General features: G+C 68.3%; 16 protein-coding genes. 9 read left to right on the top strand and 7 right to left on the bottom strand.

Translation table 11 applies throughout. The annotated features are described in order from the left end of the window. Nucleotides 1–326: 326 nt before the first annotated feature. From EDF55_RS06505 to EDF55_RS06485, 5 genes are all read left to right on the top strand, one after another. Nucleotides 327–1,964 carry an ABC transporter substrate-binding protein gene (locus EDF55_RS06505; RefSeq protein WP_185017189.1) on the top strand — a complete coding sequence of 546 codons (1,638 nt, stop codon included), beginning with the start codon at nucleotides 327–329 and terminating at the stop codon, nucleotides 1,962–1,964. Between the two features lie 213 nt (nucleotides 1,965–2,177). Continuing rightward, complete coding sequence (locus EDF55_RS06500; RefSeq protein ID WP_123654126.1) at nucleotides 2,178–3,107, top strand: ABC transporter permease; 930 nt, start codon at nucleotides 2,178–2,180, stop codon at nucleotides 3,105–3,107. Then, a complete protein-coding gene (locus EDF55_RS06495; RefSeq protein WP_123654125.1) occupies nucleotides 3,097–4,047 on the top strand; it encodes an ABC transporter permease in 951 nt (316 codons plus the stop codon). The genes EDF55_RS06500 and EDF55_RS06495 overlap by 11 nt, the downstream gene beginning before the upstream one ends. Further along, entirely contained in the window at nucleotides 4,044–5,786 is a 1,743-nt protein-coding gene (locus tag EDF55_RS06490) for an ABC transporter ATP-binding protein (protein ID WP_123654124.1), read from the top strand. Before EDF55_RS06495 ends, EDF55_RS06490 begins: the two co-directional genes overlap by 4 nt. 62 nt (nucleotides 5,787–5,848) lie before the next feature. Beyond that, entirely contained in the window at nucleotides 5,849–6,343 is a 495-nt protein-coding gene (locus EDF55_RS06485; RefSeq protein ID WP_123654123.1) for a PH domain-containing protein, read from the top strand. Nucleotides 6,344–6,436: 93 nt separating this feature from the next. On the opposite strand, the gene EDF55_RS06480 is transcribed toward EDF55_RS06485, so the two are convergent. From EDF55_RS06480 to EDF55_RS06470, 3 genes are read right to left on the bottom strand one after another with little or no spacing between them, the layout of a single operon-like run. Beyond that, nucleotides 6,437–8,608 carry an ABC transporter ATP-binding protein gene (locus EDF55_RS06480; RefSeq protein WP_123654122.1) on the bottom strand — a complete coding sequence of 724 codons (2,172 nt, stop codon included), beginning with the start codon at nucleotides 8,606–8,608 and terminating at the stop codon, nucleotides 6,437–6,439. After that, complete coding sequence (locus EDF55_RS06475; RefSeq protein WP_123654121.1) at nucleotides 8,601–9,539, bottom strand: ABC transporter permease; 939 nt, start codon at nucleotides 9,537–9,539, stop codon at nucleotides 8,601–8,603. Before EDF55_RS06475 ends, EDF55_RS06480 begins: the two co-directional genes overlap by 8 nt. Nucleotides 9,540–9,542: 3 nt before the next feature. Beyond that, nucleotides 9,543–10,526: an ABC transporter permease gene (locus EDF55_RS06470; protein WP_123654120.1), complete on the bottom strand. Its 984-nt coding sequence runs from the start codon at nucleotides 10,524–10,526 to the stop codon at nucleotides 9,543–9,545. Nucleotides 10,527–10,785: 259 nt separating this feature from the next. Between EDF55_RS06470 and EDF55_RS06465 the strand changes: the two genes are divergently transcribed. Further along, entirely contained in the window at nucleotides 10,786–12,498 is a 1,713-nt protein-coding gene (locus EDF55_RS06465; RefSeq protein ID WP_185017187.1) for an ABC transporter family substrate-binding protein, read from the top strand. 266 nt (nucleotides 12,499–12,764) lie between these two features. Here EDF55_RS06465 and EDF55_RS06460 read toward each other — a convergent pair whose 3' ends face one another. The 3 genes from EDF55_RS06460 to EDF55_RS06450 form a co-directional block, all read right to left on the bottom strand. Then, nucleotides 12,765–13,334, bottom strand: coding sequence for a PH domain-containing protein (locus EDF55_RS06460; RefSeq protein WP_123654118.1), 570 nt, complete (start codon nucleotides 13,332–13,334; stop codon nucleotides 12,765–12,767). Between the two features lie 234 nt (nucleotides 13,335–13,568). Further along, nucleotides 13,569–14,048 (bottom strand): peroxiredoxin, encoded by a 480-nt coding sequence (locus EDF55_RS06455; RefSeq protein WP_123654117.1) that lies wholly within the window; start codon nucleotides 14,046–14,048, stop codon nucleotides 13,569–13,571. A gap of 64 nt (nucleotides 14,049–14,112) precedes the next feature. Beyond that, the gene (locus EDF55_RS06450) at nucleotides 14,113–14,862 is read right to left on the bottom strand and encodes a CPBP family intramembrane glutamic endopeptidase (RefSeq protein ID WP_123654116.1); all 750 of its coding nucleotides are present in this window, start codon (nucleotides 14,860–14,862) and stop codon (nucleotides 14,113–14,115) included. Nucleotides 14,863–14,984: 122 nt separating this feature from the next. On the opposite strand from EDF55_RS06450, the gene typA reads away from it, so the two are divergent. Then, nucleotides 14,985–16,907: a translational GTPase TypA gene (gene typA / locus EDF55_RS06445; RefSeq protein WP_123654115.1), complete on the top strand. Its 1,923-nt coding sequence runs from the start codon at nucleotides 14,985–14,987 to the stop codon at nucleotides 16,905–16,907. Between the two features lie 79 nt (nucleotides 16,908–16,986). On the opposite strand, the gene EDF55_RS06440 is transcribed toward typA, so the two are convergent. Further along, entirely contained in the window at nucleotides 16,987–17,850 is an 864-nt protein-coding gene (locus tag EDF55_RS06440; RefSeq protein ID WP_123654114.1) for a hypothetical protein, read from the bottom strand. A gap of 109 nt (nucleotides 17,851–17,959) precedes the next feature. On the opposite strand from EDF55_RS06440, the gene EDF55_RS06435 reads away from it, so the two are divergent. Then, nucleotides 17,960–19,153, top strand: coding sequence for an amidohydrolase (locus EDF55_RS06435; RefSeq protein WP_123654113.1), 1,194 nt, complete (start codon nucleotides 17,960–17,962; stop codon nucleotides 19,151–19,153). Nucleotides 19,154–19,281: 128 nt separating this feature from the next. Further along, on the top strand, nucleotides 19,282–19,827 hold the full coding sequence (locus tag EDF55_RS06430; RefSeq protein WP_123654112.1) for a hypothetical protein: 546 nt from the start codon (nucleotides 19,282–19,284) through the stop codon (nucleotides 19,825–19,827). The last annotated feature ends 17 nt before the right edge of the window (nucleotides 19,828–19,844 follow it).

The raw sequence follows: 19,844 nt of genomic DNA, 5'->3' as shown, positions 1-19,844 counted from the left end.
GCACAGCCCACCCACTGCACCGGGCGAGTCACGCCAGTGACGGCGCGGCAGCGCGCCCGCGTGACACGACCCCCGAAGGGGTGGCACACTGCGAAGAACTCTCCAGGGGTGCAACGAAACCCATGCGCATGCAACAAAACAGCATGTTGCGTGGTGAAACGCGGGTATCTTGCAGCATCTCGCAAGGATCATGCAAGTTGGTTACCAGCGTGTAACCGTTCGGCCCAGGGTTTGGTGGGTTCTCAGCCCACTGCCTACAGTGCAAAGGTCAAACGCGCCTGGCGACACCTCTGTGCCCGGCGCGTCCCATGCACCAGGAGGAACCTTTGATCAAGAAGCGCGCTGGGCTCGCAGCCCTCGCCGTGCTCGGGGCCACAGCAATCGCCCTGGCCGGCTGCTCCAGCAACAGTGGCAGCAGCAGCAGCAGTGACTCGAGCTCCGGCTCGACGAACGCGAGCGGCATCGTCACCACGAACGGCAGCGAGCCCCAGAACCCGCTCATCCCCTCGAACACCACCGAGACCGGTGGTGGCAAGATCATCAACTCGATCTTCGAGGGCCTCCGCTCCTACGACGCCGACGGCAAGCCGGTGAACGAGGTCGCGAAGAGCATCACCACGGACGACTCCAAGACGTTCGACATCAAGCTCAACTCGGGCTGGACCTTCACCAACGGTGAGAAGATCACGTCCGAGTCGTTCACGAAGGCGTGGAACTGGGCGGCGCAGAAGTCGAACGCCCAGGGCGCGAGCTACTACTTCGAGAACATCGAGGGCTACAACGCCGACGCCGACGCGAAGCTCACGGGCCTCAAGACGGTCAGCGACACCGAGTTCACGGTGACGCTGAAGGCGGCGCAGTCGGACTTCCCGCTGTCGCTCGGCTACTCGGCGTTCGTCCCGCTGCCCTCCGTCTTCTACGACGACACCAAGGCCTTCGGTGAGAACCCGATCGGCAACGGTCCGTACAAGCTCGACGGCAAGAGCGCCTGGACGCACAACACGGACATCAAGCTCGTCACCAACAAGGACTACGAGGGCAAGCGCAAGCCGAAGAACGGTGGTCTGACGATCACGTTCTACACCTCGCAGGACACCGCGTACTCCGACGCGCAGGGTGGCAACCTCGACATCCTCGACGCCGTGCCGGACTCGGCCTTCGCGAACTACAAGTCGGACTTCCCCGACTCGAACGTGAACCAGCCTGCGGCGATCTTCCAGGGCATCTACCTGCCCTACTACCTCGACCACTGGAAGGGCAAGGAAGGCGAACTCCGCCGCCAGGCCGTTTCGATGTCGATCAACCGCAAGCAGATCACCTCGAAGATCTTCGACGGCACCCGCACCGCGGCCAGCGACTTCACCTCGCCGGTCATCGACGGCTGGTCGAAGAACCTCGACGGCGCTGACGTCCTCAAGTACAACAAGTCCGAAGCCAAGAAGCTCTGGGCCGAGGCCGACAAGATCTCGCCGTACAACGACACCCTCACCATCTCGTACAACGCCGACGGCGGACACGAGGCGTGGGTGACCGCGGTCACGAACAGCATCTCGAACACGCTGGGCATCAAGGCCGAGGGCAAGGCGTACCCGACCTTCCAGGAAGCGCTGGACGTCCAGACGAACGACAAGCTCACGGGCGGTAGCCGCACCGGTTGGCAGGCCGACTACCCGTCGCTGTACAACTTCCTCGGCCCGACCATGGGCGCCGGTTCGTCGAACAACTACTCGCGCTACGCGTCGACCGAGTACAACGACCTGCTCAAGAAGGGTCAGTCGGCCAGCAGCGTCGATGCCGGCAACAAGATCTTCGACCAGGCCCAGGAGCTCCTGCTCAAGGACCTGCCGGAGATCCCGCTCTGGTACTCGAACGTGACCGGTGTCTGGTCTGCCGACAACGTGTCGAACGTCAAGTTCGGCTGGGACTCGGTGCCGCTGTACTACGACGTCGAGGTCAAGAAGTAACCAACTGAGAGCAGGTATCCTGCCTCAGCAGCACCACCGGACGGGGGTTCGGGAGCCACAGGTTCCCGAGCCCCCGTACCGCGGCGGCACCACCTCCCCACAACCCACAGCGGGCGCCGCCCCCGCGTCGGGCAACCGTGTCACCGCACGGAACGTCCACCCTGACGAAATGACTGTGATCCACATGCTCGCTCCGAACCAGGCGGAGATCTGATGCTCTGGTACCTCGGGAAGCGCCTCCTGCAGCTGATCCCCGTGTTCTTCGGTGCCACGTTCCTCATCTACTTCATGGTGTTCTCCCTCCCCGGGGACCCCATCGCAGCGCTCTTCGGCGACCACCAGCCGTCGCCGCAGGTGATCGAACAGATCCGCGCGCAGTACAACCTCGACAAGCCGTTCATCATCCAGTACCTGCTCTGGATCGGCGGCGTGTTCCGCGGCGACCTCGGGATGACCTACTCGGGCATCCCGGTCAGCCAGCAGCTCGCGCAGGCCTTCCCGATCACGGCCCGGCTCGCGATCCTGTCGCTCGTCTTCGAGGCCGTCGCCGGCATCGTCGTCGGTGTCATCGCCGGCCTCAAGAAGGGCAAGTGGTTCGACGCCACCGCGCTCGTCGTGTCGCTGCTGCTCATCTCGGTCCCGACCTTCGTCGTCGGCTTCGTGCTGCAGTACGTCTTCGGCATCAACCTGGGGCTGTTCCGCGTGACGGTCTCCGGTGACGCGCCGTGGTCCGAGCTCGTGCTCCCGGCGATCGTGCTGGCATCGGTGTCGTTCGCGTACATCGTCCGCCTGACCCGGGCGAGCATCGCGGAGAACATGAGCGCCGACTTCGTCCGCACCGCGACGGCGAAGGGCCTCCCGCGTCGCCGCGTGATCGGTGTGCACATCTTCCGGAACTCGCTCATCCCGGTGGTGACGTACCTCGGCATCGACATCGGCAACCTGATGGTCGGCGCGATCGTGACCGAGGGCATCTTCAACATCCACGGCGTCGGCGGCACGGTCTACCAGGCCGTCAAGCTCGGCCAGGGCCCCACCGTGGTGTCCTTCGTCGCCGTGATGGTCATCATCTTCATGCTCGCCAACCTCCTGGTCGACCTGCTGTACGCCGTCCTGGACCCGAGGATCCGCTATGCCAAGTAACACCGAATCGCGCTCGGCGACGCACTACGTCGCGCCGCTCGAGGAGACGCCGCTCCAGGCGATCGACAACGTCAACGAGGACGAGAAGGCACGGTCGCTCTGGACCGACGCCTGGGAGTCCATGCGCACCCGTCCGACCTTCTGGGTCTCGTCGATCCTGATCGTGCTGATCATCGTCGTCGCGGTGTTCCCCGGGCTCTTCACGCACATCGACCCCCGTGCGTCGAACCTCAACAACAGCGACGAGGGCCCGCGCGCCGGGCACATCCTCGGCTTCACGCGTCAGGGCTACGACACGTACGCCCGCGTGATCTGGGGTGCCCGCAACTCGCTGATCGTCGGCATCGTCGCGACCGTCCTGGTCTCGGTCGTCGGCATCGTGATCGGCGCCCTGGCCGGCTTCTTCGGCGGCTGGCTGGACACGATCGTGTCCCGCATCGGTGACATCTTCTTCTCGATCCCCACCGTCCTCGGTGCGATCGTGATCATGTCCGTGATCCCGGCCCGCAACGCCCTCACGGTGTCGCTGGTGCTCGCGGCCTTCGCCTGGCCGCAGATCGCCCGCATCATGCGCGGTGCGGTGCTCAGTGCGAAGCAGGCCGACTACGTCACCGCCTCGGCGGCGCTCGGGGTCAGCCGGGTCAAGACGCTCGTGCGCCACGTCATCCCGAACTCGCTCGCACCGGTCATCGTCGTCGCGACGGTGTCCCTCGGCACGTTCATCGTCGCGGAGGCCACGCTGTCCTTCCTCGGCATCGGTCTGCCACCGTCGGCACTGAGCTGGGGCCTCGACATCGGCGCCGCGCAGTCCTCCATCCGGACCAACCCGGCGACGATCTTCTGGCCGTCCGCCGCCCTGTCCATCACCGTGCTCGCGTTCCTCCTCCTCGGTGACGTGGTCCGCGACGCACTCGACCCGAAGGCGAGGGCCCGCCGATGAGCGAGACTCTGACCGAGACGACGGCCCGTCGCGCCGGCAACAGCGGTGCCCCGCTCCTCGAGATCTCCGGGCTCCAGATCGGCTTCAAGACCCAGAGCGGCTTCGTGCAGGCCGTCCGTGGCGTCGACTTCACCCTCGAGCAGGGCGAACGCCTCGCGATCGTGGGCGAGTCCGGCTCCGGCAAGTCGACGAGCGCCCAGGCGATCATCAAGCTCCTGCCCGGCGCCGGCCAGGTGACCGGCGGGTCGATCAAGTTCAACGGTCGCGAGCTCGTCGGTCTCTCCGACAAGGAGATGTCCGAGATCCGCGGCAAGGAGATCGGCTACGTCCCGCAGGACCCGATGTCGAACCTCAACCCGCTGTGGACCATCGGGTTCCAGGTCGAGGAGGCGATCCGTGCGAACGGCATGGCCGTCGGCAAGAAGGCCGTCCGCGAGCGTGCGATCGAGGTCCTGAAGGAAGCGGGCCTCGGCGACGCCGCGAACCGCCTCAAGCAGTACCCGCACGAGTTCTCCGGCGGCATGCGCCAGCGCGTGCTCATCGGCATCGGCCTGTCGAGCCGCCCGCAGCTGCTCATCGCGGACGAGCCGACCAGCGCCCTGGACGTCACCGTGCAGCGCGTCATCCTCGACCACCTCGAGACGCTGACTCGTGACTTCGGCACGAGCGTGCTCTTCATCACGCACGACCTCGGCCTCGCCGCCGAGCGCGCCGAGAAGCTCGTCGTGATGTACAAGGGCCAGGTCGTCGAGGCGGGTCCATCGAAGGAGATCCTCGGCAACCCGCAGCACCCGTACACGCAGCGCCTGGTCGCTGCGGCGCCGTCGCTGGCGAGCCGTCGCATCCAGTCCAAGGTGCAGCACGCGCACGTCGACATCGCCGACGCCGGCAGCGACGACGCCGAGCTGATCGCCCGCGCCCAGGAGCGCGAGCACCAGCCGGCGAAGGACCTCATCGTGGTGAAGAACCTCGAGAAGGTCTACAAGCTGCGCGGCAAGAACCTCGCGAGCCGTGAGCTGAAGGCCGTCGACGACGTGTCGTTCTCGATCCCGAAGGGCACCACCATGGCGCTCGTCGGCGAGTCCGGCTCGGGCAAGTCCACGGTCGCCAAGCTCGTGCTCCAGCTCGAGGACATCACGAGCGGCAGCGTGCAGTTCGACGGCATCGACATCGGGGCGCTGAAGGGCAAGGAGCTCTTCGACTTCCGCCGTCGCGTGCAGCCGGTGTTCCAGGACCCGTACGGGTCGCTGGACCCGATGTACAACGTCGGGAACACCATCGCCGAGCCGCTCGTCACGCACCGCATCGGGGACAAGGCCTCGCGCCGTGCCCGGGTGCGTGAGCTCCTCGACCAGGTGGCCCTGCCGGCATCGATGGTGAACCGCTACCCGAACGAGCTCTCCGGCGGTCAGCGACAGCGCATCGCCGTCGCCCGTGCGCTGGCGCTCAAGCCCGAGGTCATCGTGCTCGACGAGGCGGTCTCCGCCCTCGACGTGCTCGTCCAGGGCCAGATCCTCGACCTGCTCACGGAGCTGCAGTCGGAGCTCGGCCTGACCTACCTGTTCATCACGCACGACCTCGCGGTCGTCCGCCTCGTCGCGGACAACGTGTGCGTGATGCGCAAGGGCCAGATCGTGGAGAAGGCGACGACCGACGAGGTCTTCGCCAACCCGCGCGAGCAGTACACCAGGGACCTCCTCGCGGCGATCCCGGGTGCGTCCTTCGAGTTCGGGCGCTGATCGACCTGACGAACGACGAGGCCGGACGACCGATCGTCCTCCGCGGTGGCCGCGGGGGACTGGTGTCGTCCGGCCTCGTCGCGTTCCTGGGGCTCGCCCTGCTCGTCGACGCGGCGGTCCGGGGCAGCTGGGACGTGGTCCTGCACGCCGTCGGACCGATCGCTGTCATCGTCTGGGGCGTCTGGGTGCTCATGGTCCAGCCGTCCGTCCGGGTCACCGCCGACCGCCTGACGGTGGTCAACCCGCTCCGGGTGACGGTGGTGCCGTGGGGCGCGGTCGCGGACGTCCGGCTGCGGTACCAGATCGTCGTCGAGACCACCGAGCCGCGGAAGCTGACCTGCTGGGGCGGTCCGACCCTGCCCCGGCCGAAGCCCGCCCGGCGCGGCGAGCGGCCCGTGATGCCGACCTCCGCCGAGCTCTCGGTCGTCCTCGACGCCTGGGCGCTCGCACGCGACCGTGGCGCGGCCGACGGCGAAGTGGTCCGGGCCTGGGACCGTACGGCCGTCGTCTCCGGCGTGGTCGCGGTGCTCCTGCTGGTCCTCGCCCTGGTCGCCTGACCGGGGCACGTCACGTCAGCAGCTGACGGACGGGAGGCTCCGTACCGGTCCGGTGCGGAGCCTCCCGTCTGTCAGGTGGAGACGTGACCGCCGCTACACGGCCGCCACCGCGCGCTGCGTGAGCAGGTCGTTCTGGTCGGTCTGGATGCACGCCACGCCACGGCCGTGCACGGCCTGCAGGGCCGGGTCGATGCTGCGGCACTGCTCCTGCCGGGTCTCGTCGAGGAGCTGGTAGAGCGGGCACCGGGTGCGGAACCGGCACCCGTCGACCCGCTCGGTCGGCGACGGCAGGTCGCCCTCGAGCAGGATCCGGCCGCGTGCGGCCTCGGCGTCGGGGTCCGGGACGGGCACCGCGGACAGCAGCGCCCGCGTGTAGGGGTGCTGCGGGTCGTCGAAGACCAGGTCGCCCTCGCCGTACTCGACGATGCGACCGAGGTACATCACCGCGACGTCGTCGGCGATGTGCCGGACGACCGACAGGTCGTGCGCCACGAACAGGTACGACAGGCCCAGGCGGTGCTTCAGGTCCTCGAGGAGGTTGATGACACCGGCCTGCACCGAGACGTCGAGCGCGGAGACGGGTTCGTCGAGCACCAGGATCTTCGGCTCGACGATGAGCGCCCGGGCGATGCCGATGCGCTGCCGCTGGCCGCCGGAGAACTCGTGCGGGAACCGGTCGATGTAGCTGGGCTCGAGGCCCACCAGCGCCAGGGAGTCCTGCACACGCTGGCGGATCTCGGCCTTCGGGACACCCTGCACGGTGAGCGGTTCCCCGATCACCGAGCCGATGTCGAGCCGGGGGTCGAGCGACGCCATCGGGTCCTGGAAGACGACCTGGATGTCGCTCCGCAGCGCGAGACGGTCGCGCTTGCTCAGCGTGGCGGTGTCGACGCCGTTCACGGTGATGGAGCCCTGCTGGGCGCCCGCGAGCTCGAGGATCTCCATGATCGTCGTCGTCTTGCCGCAGCCGGACTCGCCGACCAGGCCGAGGACCTTGCCGCGCTTGAGCTCGAGCGAGATGCCGTCCACCGCGTGGACCTCGCCGATCCGCCGACGGAAGACCGCGCCCTTGGTGAGCGGGAAGGTCTTCACGACGTCGTCGAGTCGCAGGACCACGTCGTCGCCGTGGTCCGTCGCGGCCTCTTCGATGTCGTCCGGGCGGGGGAAGATCTCGGAGCGCTCGAGGGTGCCCGCGGCGATCTCGTCGCGGCGGATGCACGCGGCGGTGTGGTCGGGCAGTACGGCGGGGGCGGCGACCGTCGCGCCGGTGGCCAGGTCGGCGACGGAGCCGGGGACGGTCTCCCCGACGGTACCGGCGCCGGCGTTCGTGATGCTCGGCGCCAGGAGTGCCGGTTCGCCGTCACGGCAGGCGTCGATCGCGGCCGGGCAGCGGTCGGCGAACGGACACCCCGTCGGCTGCTGCGTGAGGAGCGGCGGGCGGCCCTCGAGCGGCACGAGCCGCTCCGTGCGGGGCGCCGACATGTTCGGCATCGACCGGAGCAGGCCGATCGTGTACGGCATCACCGGTTCGCGGAACAGGGTCTGCACGGGCGCCGTCTCGACGATCCGGCCGGCGTACATCACGGCGACCCGGTCGGCGTTGCCCGCGACGACCCCGAGGTCGTGGGTGATCAGCACCACGGCGGCGCCGGTCATGTCCTTCGCGGTCTGCAGCACGTCGAGGATCTGCGCCTGGATCGTCACGTCGAGCGCGGTGGTCGGCTCGTCCGCGATGATGAGCTTCGGGTCGTTCGCGATCGCGATGGCGATCATCGCGCGCTGCCGCATGCCGCCGGAGAACTCGTGCGGGAACGCGTCGAGCCGCCGGGCGGGGTTCGGGATGCCGACGACGCGGAGGAGCTCCTCGGCGCGGGTCCGGGCGGCGTGCGCGGTGAGCGACCGGTCGTGCAGGCGGAGCCCCTCGACGATCTGCTGCCCGATCGTGTACACCGGCGTGAGCGCGGACAGCGGGTCCTGGAACACCATCGCGATGTCCCGGCCGCGGAGCTTCGACATCTCGCGGTCGTTCAGGCCGACGAGCTCCTGCCCGTCGTACTTGATGCTGCCCCCGACCTGCGCCGAGGAGGGCAGCAGACCCATCACGGCCATCGAGGACACCGACTTGCCGGAGCCCGACTCGCCGACGATGCCGAGGAACTCGCCCTGACGGACCTCGTAGTCGACGCCGCGGACGGCGTACACGGGGCGCGAGTTCGCGTTGAACGTGACGGAGAGGTCCGAGACGGAGAGCAGGGGGTCAGTCACGGTTGGCTCCGGAGGTGGGGTCGATGGCGTCGCGCAGGGCGTCGCCGAGCAGGCTCGTGGACAGGACGGTGGCGACGAGGGTCGCGGCGGGGAGGACGAACAGCCACGGCCGGGTCACCGCCGACTGGCTGCCGGCGGCGAGCAGCGTGCCGAGCGAGACGTCCGGCACCTGGATGCCGAAGCCGAAGAAGCTCAGCGTGCTCTCCGCCAGGATCATCGCGCCGACGCCGAGCGTGGCGTCGATGATCAGCAGCGAGGCGACGTTCGGCAGGATGTGCCGGCGGATGATCGTGGACGACGGGACGCCCATGAACCGAGCTGCCTTGACGTAGTCGCGCTCCCGCAGCGACATCGTCTGCCCGCGGATCACGCGGGCCATGATCATCCAGTTGAAGATCGCCAGGCCGACGATGAGCGCCACCCAGGTGAGGTTCTTGAACACCGGGCTGAGGAGCACGAGCGCGTAGAACGACGGGATCACGAGCAGCAGGTCGATCGCCCAGACGATCGCCCGGTCGGCGAACCCGCCGAAGTACCCCGCGATCGCACCGACGATGCCGGCGATCAGCGTCGAACCGGGGCCGGCGATGAGGCCGATCAGCAGCGACTTCTGCAGGCCGACGAGGGTCTGCGCGTAGATGTCCTGGCCGATGTCGTTCGTGCCGAACCAGTGCGACGCGCTCGGGCCCATGCCGAACGCGAGCCCGTCGGAGTCCACCGAGTTCCAGTGGTAGAGCAGCGGGCCGACGAAGGCCCACAGGATGATGAGCAGCAGCGCCGTCGCACCGATCCGGGCGCGCCAGGTGCTGAGCACCTTCCGCCAGAACGGCGTCCGTCGGCTGGTGGCGTCGACGACGTGCGCGGGCACCCCGGCGTTGCCGTCGCCCGGGTCACCGGCGGTGGTCGTGGTGGTGGGGTCGAGAAGCGACACGGGTCACACCCTCACTCGCGGGTCGAGCGCCGCGTACAGGAGATCGGCGAGCGTCCCGGCGATGAGCACCAGGATCGCCGTGAACAGGATCGTCCCGGCCGCTGCGTTGATGTCGTTGTTGGTGATGCTGGTGACGAAGTACTCGCCCATCCCGTGCCAGCTGAACACGAGCTCGGTGACGCTCGCGCCGGTCAGGATCAGACCGAACGAGTACGCGAAGAACGTGGACATCGGGATGAGCGCGACCCGGACACCGTGCCGCATGATCGCGGAGCCGCGGGTGCGGCCCTTCGAGCGGGCGGTGCGGATGAAGTCGTTCGACAGGACGTCGAGCATCGCGGACCGCTGGTACCGCGAGTAGCTGGCGATCGCACCGATGGTGAGCGAGATCGTCGGGAGCAGCAGGTGGACGAGCCGGTCGCCGAGGTTGGCGAAGAAGCCGCCTCCGTAGCCGGGCGTGTACTCGCCCGTGAAGCGGATCACCTGCGACCCGACGGCGCTGTTCAGCCCGGTCGCGAGGATCATCAGCACGACCGCGATGACGAACACCGGCGTCGCGAGGACCGCGAACGAGAGGTACGTGGACACCTGGTCGGAGGTCTTGTACTGCCGCACCGCGTTCCACACGCCGAGCAGGACACCGAGGATCGCGCCGAGCAGCGCGCCGATGATGAGCAGCCGGAGGCTCGTGCCGGAGCGGGCGATGATGTCCGCCGTCACCTCGGTGTTCCGCGTGCTGATCCCGAGCGACCCGTGGGTGACGAGGTCCACCCACCAGTTCCAGGTCCGCACCAGGACGGGCACCCCGGGGTCGGCGCCGATCTTCGCGAGCGACGCGTCGATCGTGTTCTGCGGGACCGGGGGGTTCCGTCCGTAGAAGCGAGCTGCCGGATTGAGCGTCGTGCTGGCCAGGATGTATCCCAGCGTCGTCGCGACGATCGTCAGGATCACGTAGTTGACGATCCGTTTCGCGATGAATGCGAGCATTGGCGGTTCCCAGGGGTCGATTGACCGTCCGGCCGGACGGCGCTGTCGGTGGGGACAGCGTAGCCGCCCCGGAGTCATGCTCAGGACGACGGCCGCAACGCTAGACAACGACTGTTACGGACTTGTTTCGATTCCGTACGACCATTCACGGCAACGGCCAAGGTGTGGCTAGGGTCAACTCCCAACAGCCACGGCGACGGGGGTCGCCGTGTTCAGCGCGATCCGCGCGAAACAACGAAAGGGAATCCTCGCCATGCGAATGAGGATCAAAGCAACAGCCGTGTTCGCCGTCGCGGCGGCTTCGGCCATCGTGCTCGCGGGCTGCTCCGGCGGCGGGACGGCTGGTGACGACAGCTCGGCGGTCGCGTCGTCGTCACTGAAGTCGACCGGGTGGAGCACCGCCGATCGCGCCTCGGTCAAGGACGGCGGCTCGCTCACGCTGCCGATCGACTCGGCGCCCGCCAACTGGCAGATCAGCAACCTGGACTCCGGCACCGTCGACGACCAGACGATCGCCGGCACCTACCTCCCGAGCTTCATCCAGTTCAAGGAGAACGGTGAGTGGGAGGCGAACAAGGACTACGTCGACTCGATCAAGCTGACGAAGGACTCGCCCCAGACGGTCGAGATCAAGATCAACCCCAAGGCGGTCTGGTCCGACGGCACCCCGATCACCGAGAAGGACGTCGCGGCGAACTGGAAGGCGCTCAACGGCACCGACCCGGCCTTCGCGCCGCTCGCCACCAACGTCTGGGAAGACGTCGACTCGGTGAAGCAGGGCTCCAGCGCGCAGGACGTCCTCATCACCTTCTCGAAGGTGAACGCGGACTGGCCGTCGGTGTTCTCCTCGATCTACCCCTCCTGGGCGGTCGACACCCCCGACCACTTCAACAAGGCGTGGGCCAAGGGCCCGTACGCGGCCGACGGCAAGACCTACGTCTCCGGTGGTCCGTACATCGTCAAGTCCTTCGACGCCAACGGCGGCGTCGTGACCTTCGCGAAGAACCCGAAGTGGTGGGGTGACGCGCCGAAGCTCGACACGATCATCTTCAAGACGGTCTCCCGTGACGGCGTCGCCCAGGCGTACGCCAACAAGGAGCTCGACGCCTTCAACCTGAACGGCAGCGCGGACAACTACAAGACCGCGAACTCCCGCTCGGACTCGAAGATCGAGCGCTCGCTCGGCACCACGCAGCGCCAGATCACGCTGAACGGCACCGCCGACGTGTTCAAGGACCAGGACGTCCGTCAGGCGTTCGCGCAGGCGATCAACCGCAAGGTCCTCTCGCAGGCGATCCTCTCGCCGGTGAAGAGCCCGGGTGGCGTGCTGAACAGCCTCACCTACCTGCCCGGCCAGAAGGGCTACACCGACCACGCGACCAGCGTGTACGGCTACAGCACCGCCAAGGCGAAGTCGAAGCTCGAGGACGCCGGGTACAAGATCGGCTCCGACGGCTACGCGACCAAGGGCGGCAAGACGCTCGAGGTCCGGTTCGTGATCCCCTCGGACAACCCGAACTCGGCCAACATCGCGCAGCTCGTGCAGCAGCAGACGAAGGCCGCCGGCTTCAAGGTGACGATCGACACCGTCCCGACCGATGACTTCTTCACGAAGTACATCACCACGGACGGCCGCGACTTCGACGCCACGTACTTCGCCTGGCAGGGCACGCCGTTCCCGGTGTCCTCGCTGAAGTCGATCTACTACCCGGCCGACGCCGGTCAGAACTACTCCGGCGTGACGGACTCGTCGCTCGGTGCCGCGTGGGACAAGGCGAACGCCGAGCTCGACGCCACGAAGCGCATCGCCGACGCGAACGCGATCGACAAGAAGATCGTCAAGGTCGCCGGCACCATCCCGCTGTTCGCCGAGCCCTACGCCTGGGGTGTGCGGAAGGACCTCGTGAACTACGGTCCGGCACAGTTCCAGCAGTACTCGGTCAAGTGGCAGGACGTGGGCTACAAGAAGTAACCAGCACCACCAGCGAGGGGCGCGTCACCACGGTGACGCGCCCCTCGTCGTCCGTGTTCCCTGCTCCGCCCCCGTCCCGTGCAGCGGGTCGAATCGCGCGTAGGGAGTCGAATCGCGCGTAGGGGGTCGGTTCTTTCGACCCGGTACGCGCGATTCGCCTTTCCAACGCGCGCGAGATGGGTGGGAACGTGCGTGAGCAGCGGACGGGAGGCTCGTGGCGGCGCCGCCACGAGCCTCCGGACCGGTGCGGGGTCGCCTCGGGCGGGTCAGAGACGGGCGGCGGAGAGCGACGCGGCGATGCCGAGGACGATCATCGCGAGGACGGACCACCCGTGCAGCCGGTGCGTGATCGGCTGCCGGGCCACGGACGCCGGGGGTGGGCCGTCCTGCGGGGCGGCCTCGGGGACGAACGCGAGCACCTCGGCGGCCGCGGCGTCGACGCTGACCGGCACCGAGCCTCCCGGCCGGTCGACGCGCAGGCGTGCCGTGGGACGCGGCGCGATCCACGTGCGCCGGTCGGGCTCGTTCGACTGGATCTCCAGGCCGTACTTCGTCCGCACCCCGGTGACCCGCGGCCAGGCGTAGGTGGAGGTGCGGCGGACGTCGACGACCACGAGCGCATCCGCGGTGAGCTCGAGCCGCGGACGCCAGAGCACGGCCCACGCGACGAACGCGACGAAGACGCTCGGGACCGGGACGAGCCACGCGGACGTGTCCCCGCGGCCCACGAACCCGAGCACGACCAGCACGACCGCGACGACCCAGAGCACGACCGCGAGCGTCCGCATGCCGGGAGCGACGATCCGTGCGGGCTCGGGCGTGGGGGAGTCGCTCATGCGCTCAATCGTAGGAGAGCGAGAGATGCGAGAGTGCCTCCCCGGGAACGTCGGCTGAGCGGACGTGAAACGCCTTGCGCGTACCAGCTGACGACCCGATTTCCCGGGGAGGCCGATCCATCAGGATCTCTCGTACACAAAGCGTCCAGGACTCCGCTTCGAGAGTCAATACCCCACGGGAAGAAAAAACGAGAATCGACACGCCGTGGACGAACAAGAAATATGCGTATGTACCTATCCGACGAGCAGTTCGATCTGTTCGCGGATGACCTCGGCCTTGGGGAAGCGCAATCCGACCAGTCCGACGTGCCGCCAGCGGACGATCCCGTCGGGACCGATCACGAACACGGACCGGCGGAGGCCGATGCCCGGGGCGTTCACGCCGTAGTCGCGGATGACGGAGCCGGCGGTGTCGCTGAGCAGCGGGAAGGTGAGTGAAGAACCGCGGGCGAAGGCCTCGTGCGAGTCGAGCGCCTGCGGGCTGATGCCCCACACCACGGCGCCGAGGTCCCCGAACTCGTCGAGCTCCTCCTGGTAGCTGCAGAGCTGGGCGGTGCAGACGGGGGTGGCGTCCCCCGGGTAGAAGGCGAGCACGACCGTCCGGCCGATCTCGGAGTCGATCGCGTACTCGCCGTCGGTCCGCACCCCGTCGCGGACGATCATGCCCGGCAGGGTGAACCTCGGTGCCGGATCGCCGACCGCGGGGATGCTCATGTGCTCACGGTAGGGCCGGGGGAGGGGAGCCGACCCTCGCCGCGCTGTGTGGTGGCTGTGGGAATCAGGAGAACAGCTGCGGGAACGCGTGGGCGAGCCACGGGTAGCCCACGAACACCGCGGCGTCGAGCAGGCAGTGCGTGACGATCAGGGGCATCAGCCGTCCCCACTTCGTGTAGATCCAGCCGAACGCGATGCCCATCACGGCGTTGCCGACGAACGCGCCGAAGCCCTGGTAGAGGTGGTAGCTGCCGCGGAGCACCGCGGTGGAGAGGATGATCTGCCACCGGCCCCACCCGATCTCGCCGAGGCGGGCGTACAGGTAGCCGACGACGATCACCTCCTCCTGCAGCCCGGACCGGATCGCCGAGAGCAGCAGCACCGGGATCGTCCACCAGTAGGAGTCGAGCGCCGCCGGGTTCACGTTCACGGTGAACCCGAGTGCGCGGCCCGTGAAGTAGAGCGCGAGCCCGGGGATCCCGATGCACAGCGCGATGAGCACCGGACCGCCGAGGTCCGGCTTCACGCGGAACCGGTCGATGCCGAGCCGGGCCAGGTGCGGGCGGGTGGTCGACCAGAGGAGGTAGCAGACCAGTGCGACCGGGGCCAGGTCCACCGCGATGCCGACGAGCTGCCGGGCGAGGTCCACGTACTGCACGGTCGTGGTCGAGGAGTTGAGCGCGGTGGACTGCTGGCCGAGCGGGGTGGTCTGCGACAGGTCGTCGATGATCTGCAGCACCGAGTAGAGCGCGCTGCCGCCGAGCGAGAGCATGAGCACGATCGTGATCTCGACCCACGTTCGCCGTCGGCTCATGCGCTGTACTCCTGTCGGTTGCGAACTACCGGTAGACTGGTGTGTCGGGCGTTCTGCCCACGGGTGCGGTGCCGTCAAAAACACTGGCCCGACACTCTCCCAGAATTTGAAGGATGTCCTGTATGGCGCTCGCCACCCGGTCCGACCTGCGCAACGTCGCCATCGTGGCACACGTCGACCACGGCAAGACCACGCTCGTCGACGCGATGCTCACGCAGACCAACTCGTTCGACGCCCACTTCGAGGGCGAAGACCGCATGATGGACTCGAACGACCTCGAGCGCGAGAAGGGCATCACCATCCTCGCGAAGAACACGTCGGTGCTCTACAACGGCAAGCACGCGACCGAGTTCGGCTCGGACGGCCCCATCACCATCAACGTGATCGACACCCCCGGCCACGCCGACTTCGGCGGTGAGGTCGAGCGCGGCCTCTCCATGGTCGACGGTGTCGTGCTGCTCGTCGACGCGTCGGAAGGCCCGCTGCCCCAGACCCGCTTCGTGCTCCGCAAGGCGCTCGCCGCCAAGCTCCCGGTGATCCTGCTCGTCAACAAGACGGACCGCCCGGACTCCCGCATCGACGAGGTCGTCTCCGAGTCGCAGGACCTCCTCCTCGGCCTCGCGTCCGACCTCTCCGACGAGGTCGACGACCTCGACCTCGACGCGATCCTCGACGTCCCGGTGGTCTACGCCTCCGGCCGCAACGGCGCCGCGTCGCGCAACAAGCCGAACGACGGCGAGCTGCCCGACAACGACGACCTCGAGCCGCTCTTCGAAGCGATCCTCCAGCACGTCCCGGCCCCGAAGTACGACGACGAGCACCCGCTGCAGGCGCACGTCACGAACCTCGACGCCTCGCCGTTCCTCGGTCGCCTCGCGCTCCTGCGCATCTTCCACGGCACCATGAAGAAGGGCCAGACGGTCGCGTGGGTCAAGCACGACGGCACCGTCGTCAACGCCCGCATCACCGAGCTCCTCATCACCAAGGCGCTCGACCGCTACCCGGCCGAGTCCGCGGGCCCCGGTGACATCGTCGCCGTCGCCGGCTTCGACACGATCACCATCGGTGAGACCCTCACCGACCCGGAGGACGTCCGTCCGCTGCCGACCATCACGGTCGACGACCCGGCGATCTCGATGACGATCGGAACGAACACGTCGCCGCTCGTCGGCAAGGTTAAGGGCCACAAGCTGACCGCGCGCATGGTCAAGGAGCGCCTCGACCGCGAGCTCGTCGGCAACGTCTCGCTCAAGGTCCTCGACATCGGGCGCCCCGACGCGTGGGAAGTCCAGGGCCGTGGTGAGCTCGCGCTCGCCATCCTGGTCGAGCAGATGCGTCGCGAGGGCTTCGAGCTCACCGTGGGCAAGCCGCAGGTCGTCACCAAGCGTGACGAGAACGGCAAGCTCCAGGAGCCCTACGAGCACATGACGATCGACACGCCGGAGGAGTACCTCGGCGCGATCACGCAGCTCATGGCCGCCCGCAAGGGCCGCATGGAGAACATGACGAACCACGGCACCGGCTGGGTGCGCATGGAGTTCATCGTCCCGTCGCGCGGCCTGATCGGCTTCCGCACGTCGTTCCTCACCGAGACCCGCGGCACCGGCATCGCCAACGCGATCTCGCACGGCTACGACGAGTGGGCCGGCCCGATCCAGACCCGCATCAACGGCTCGATCGTCTCCGACCGTTCCGGTGTGGTCACGCCGTTCGCCATCACGAACCTCCAGGAGCGGATGACGTTCTTCGTCAACCCCACCGAAGAGGTCTACGAGGGCATGGTCATCGGCGAGAACTCGCGCGCCGACGACATGGACGTGAACATCACCAAGGAGAAGAAGCTCACGAACATGCGTTCGGCGAACGCCGACTCCTTCGAGTCGATGACGCCGTCGCGCCAGCTCTCCCTCGAGGAGTGCCTGGAGTTCGCGCGTGAGGACGAGTGCGTCGAGGTCACCCCCGCCGCCGTCCGCATCCGCAAGGTCGAGCTCGACGCGCAGGCCCGCCAGCGCTCCTACGCTCGCCTGAAGCGCCAGGACGCGTAACGGGTCAGTTCCCGCGTTCGTCGAACGGCCCGGTCACCTCGTCGAGGTGGCCGGGCCGTTCGCGGTTCGTCCTTCGCGTTCAGGAGACCTCGCAGGCGATGCCGTTCGCGACCTCGAACGCCGTGCCGGGCCCGTCGATGTGCACGCCGAACGCGTCGACCTGAACCCGGAACTGTGTGTCGACACCCGTCGGGTACGCGACGAAGAGTTCGCCCTTGCGCATGACCGGTGACGTGCACCGGACGTCGACGGTCCGCGAGGCCGTCCACGAAGCGTTGATGTTGCCCGTGATCCACTTGAGCGACTCTCCCGTCGGCGTGACCGCGCCGGTCAGGTTGACCGAGCTCGTCGCTGTCCTGGACTCCGCGATGCTGCACGTGACCCCGTCGCTGAGGACGTAGCACGAAGCCAGCGGGTGGAGCTTGTCGATCCGGCCAGGGGTGGTTGCGAGGTGCTGGACGGTCCGTCGTGGGTTGCTCGACGAGATCCCCGCCGAGCAGCGAGGATCCGAGCCGGACTTGTCGAACACGAACTCGACCCCGGTGCTCGACGCCTGGGACATCGCCGCCCAGGGCAGGCTCGATCGGTTCAGCTGCAGGCCGAGATCGTGCCACTGCCCGTCCTGGACCATGGCGTCCCTGGACGAGACGCGCTCGTCGAGGGTCACCTGGCCGACGAAGTTCTGACCCCAGACGTAGGGGTTGACGTTGCCCTTGCTCCGCCCGTTCGCGGAGATCTTGTACCGCTCGACCGTCGTGCGCCATCGCGTCCCGTCGCTCGCCAGGCTGAGGACTGCTTCGCCCGTCATCCCGCCCGCCGAGCAGGAAACGGTCCTGGTGACCGACGGCATGTCCTGCGCCGAGCGTGTCGGCGACGAGTGTGCGGGAGGTGCGGCGGCCGCCTGCTCCGCGGGGACCGCGATGAGGGCGGTCGAACCGAGCACGAGGAGGACTCTGGAAACCGTTGTGTGAAATGTCATGCATCCAGTTCTAGTCGCCGTGTGCTGCACGCGCATGGCGCACATGTGAACAGGCGGCGCTACCGTGGTGTGTGTGACCCTCGACCTCCTCTCGCTGTACCAGGACCTCCACGCCCACCCGGAACTCGGGTTCCAGGAGCACCGCACCGCTGGTGTCATCACCGCGAAGCTGCACGAACTGGGCGGCATCGACGTGACCGAAGGCGTCGGCGGCACCGGTGTCGTCGGGGTGCTGACGAACGGCGACGGCCCGGTGATCTGGCTCCGCGCGGACATGGACGGCCTCCCGGTGGAGGAACGGACCGGCCTGCCCTACGCCAGCGAGCACCGCGGCACCGACGAGACCGGCACGGACGTCCCGACGATGCACGCGTGCGGACACGACATCCACGTCACGTGGTTGCTCGGCACCCTCGAGCGCCTCCTCGCCACCCGCGACGCGTGGTCCGGCACCGTCGTCGCCGTCTTCCAGCCCGCGGAAGAGGTGATCTCCGGCGCACGCGCGATGGTCGAGGACGGCCTGGTCGACCGGTTCCCGAAGCCCGAGATCGTCCTCGGACAGCACTCCGCCCCGGCCCCGGTCGGCATGGTCGCGGTCGGCTCCGGCCCCGTGATGGCGTCGAGCGACCGGTTCACGATCACGTTCAACGGCCGGGGCGCGCACGGTTCGGCGCCGCAGGCCTCGCTCGACCCGGTCGTCACCGCGGCGTCCGCGGTCGTCCGGCTGCAGACGATCGTCTCGAGAGAGGTGTCCCCGAGCGACGCGGGCGTCGTCACCATCGGCAGCTTCCACGCGGGCACCCGGGCGAACATCATCCCGGACAAGGCCGTCATCGAGATCTCCACCCGGGCCCGCAACGAGGAGACCCGGAACCGGATCATCGCCTCCATCGAGCGCATCGTCCGTGCTGAGAGCGACGCGGGCGGACTCCCGGAACCCACGATCGAGCGCTGGCCCGGTGCCGACGTCCTGGTGAACGACCCCGAGCACGCCGCGCGCGTCCTCGAGGCGATCGCCGCCGCGGTGCCGAAGGCCGTCGACCTCGAGTCGGGGCTCGCGATGGCGTCCGAGGACGTCGGGCAGCTCGCCACCGCCGCCGGTGTGCCGATCGTCTACTGGTTCACCGGCATCACCGACCCGGAGCTGTTCCGCCGGGGCGAGGAGATCCCGAGCAACCACTCGCCCTTCTACGCGCCGCAGGCGGAGACGTCGATCCCGGTCGGCGTCGACGCGCTCGTCGCGGCGGTGCGCGCGTACCTGCGCTGACCGGCGTGCGCTGACGGACGTGCGCTGACGCGCATGACGGCCTGGAGGCCCTGGCCGGGCCCGGCGGGCAGGTGAGACTCCCAGGGAACTCGCGCCGAGCCTCCCGGCTGGTCCGTTACGGTGCCCGCATGCGCAACGCCCTCCGTTCCCCGCTCATCGCCGCCGTGGCAGCGGGCATCGCCCTGGCCGGTCTCACCGGCTGCTCCTCGGACGCCGTCAAGCAGGCCACGGACCTCGGGTCCTCGGTGGCCTCGGACGTCAGCGAGAGCGTCAAGGGCATCGACGGATCGGCGATCAGCGAGGGCATGTCGAGCATCGCCGGTGGCATCGACGGTGCGCTGGACACCGCCCTCAAGGGCACGAACGTGACCTCCGACGGCAAGGTGCCCGACGGCTTCCCGACGTCGGCCGTCCCGCTCGTGGACGGCACGGTCCTGGGTGGCGGCTCCGGCCCGAACGGCTCCGGCTGGGTCGTGCAGGTGCAGGCGTCATCGGTGGACGACTTCGCGACCGCGGCACAGCAGCTCACGGACGCCGGGTTCACCGAGTCGGCGAAGCGTGCGGACTCCTCGAGCGCGTTCGGGATCTTCCGGAGCGAGGACCACCGCGTGGTGCTCACGTTCTCGAAGTCCGACGCCGGCGCGACCGCGACCTACATCGTCACCCCGCGGTAGCCGACCGAGGCGCGTCC

The sequence above is a fragment of the Curtobacterium sp. ZW137 genome (assembly GCF_003762905.1).
GTDB lineage: Bacteria > Actinomycetota > Actinomycetes > Actinomycetales > Microbacteriaceae > Curtobacterium.
This window is presented reverse-complemented; position numbering and strand designations above follow the sequence as displayed.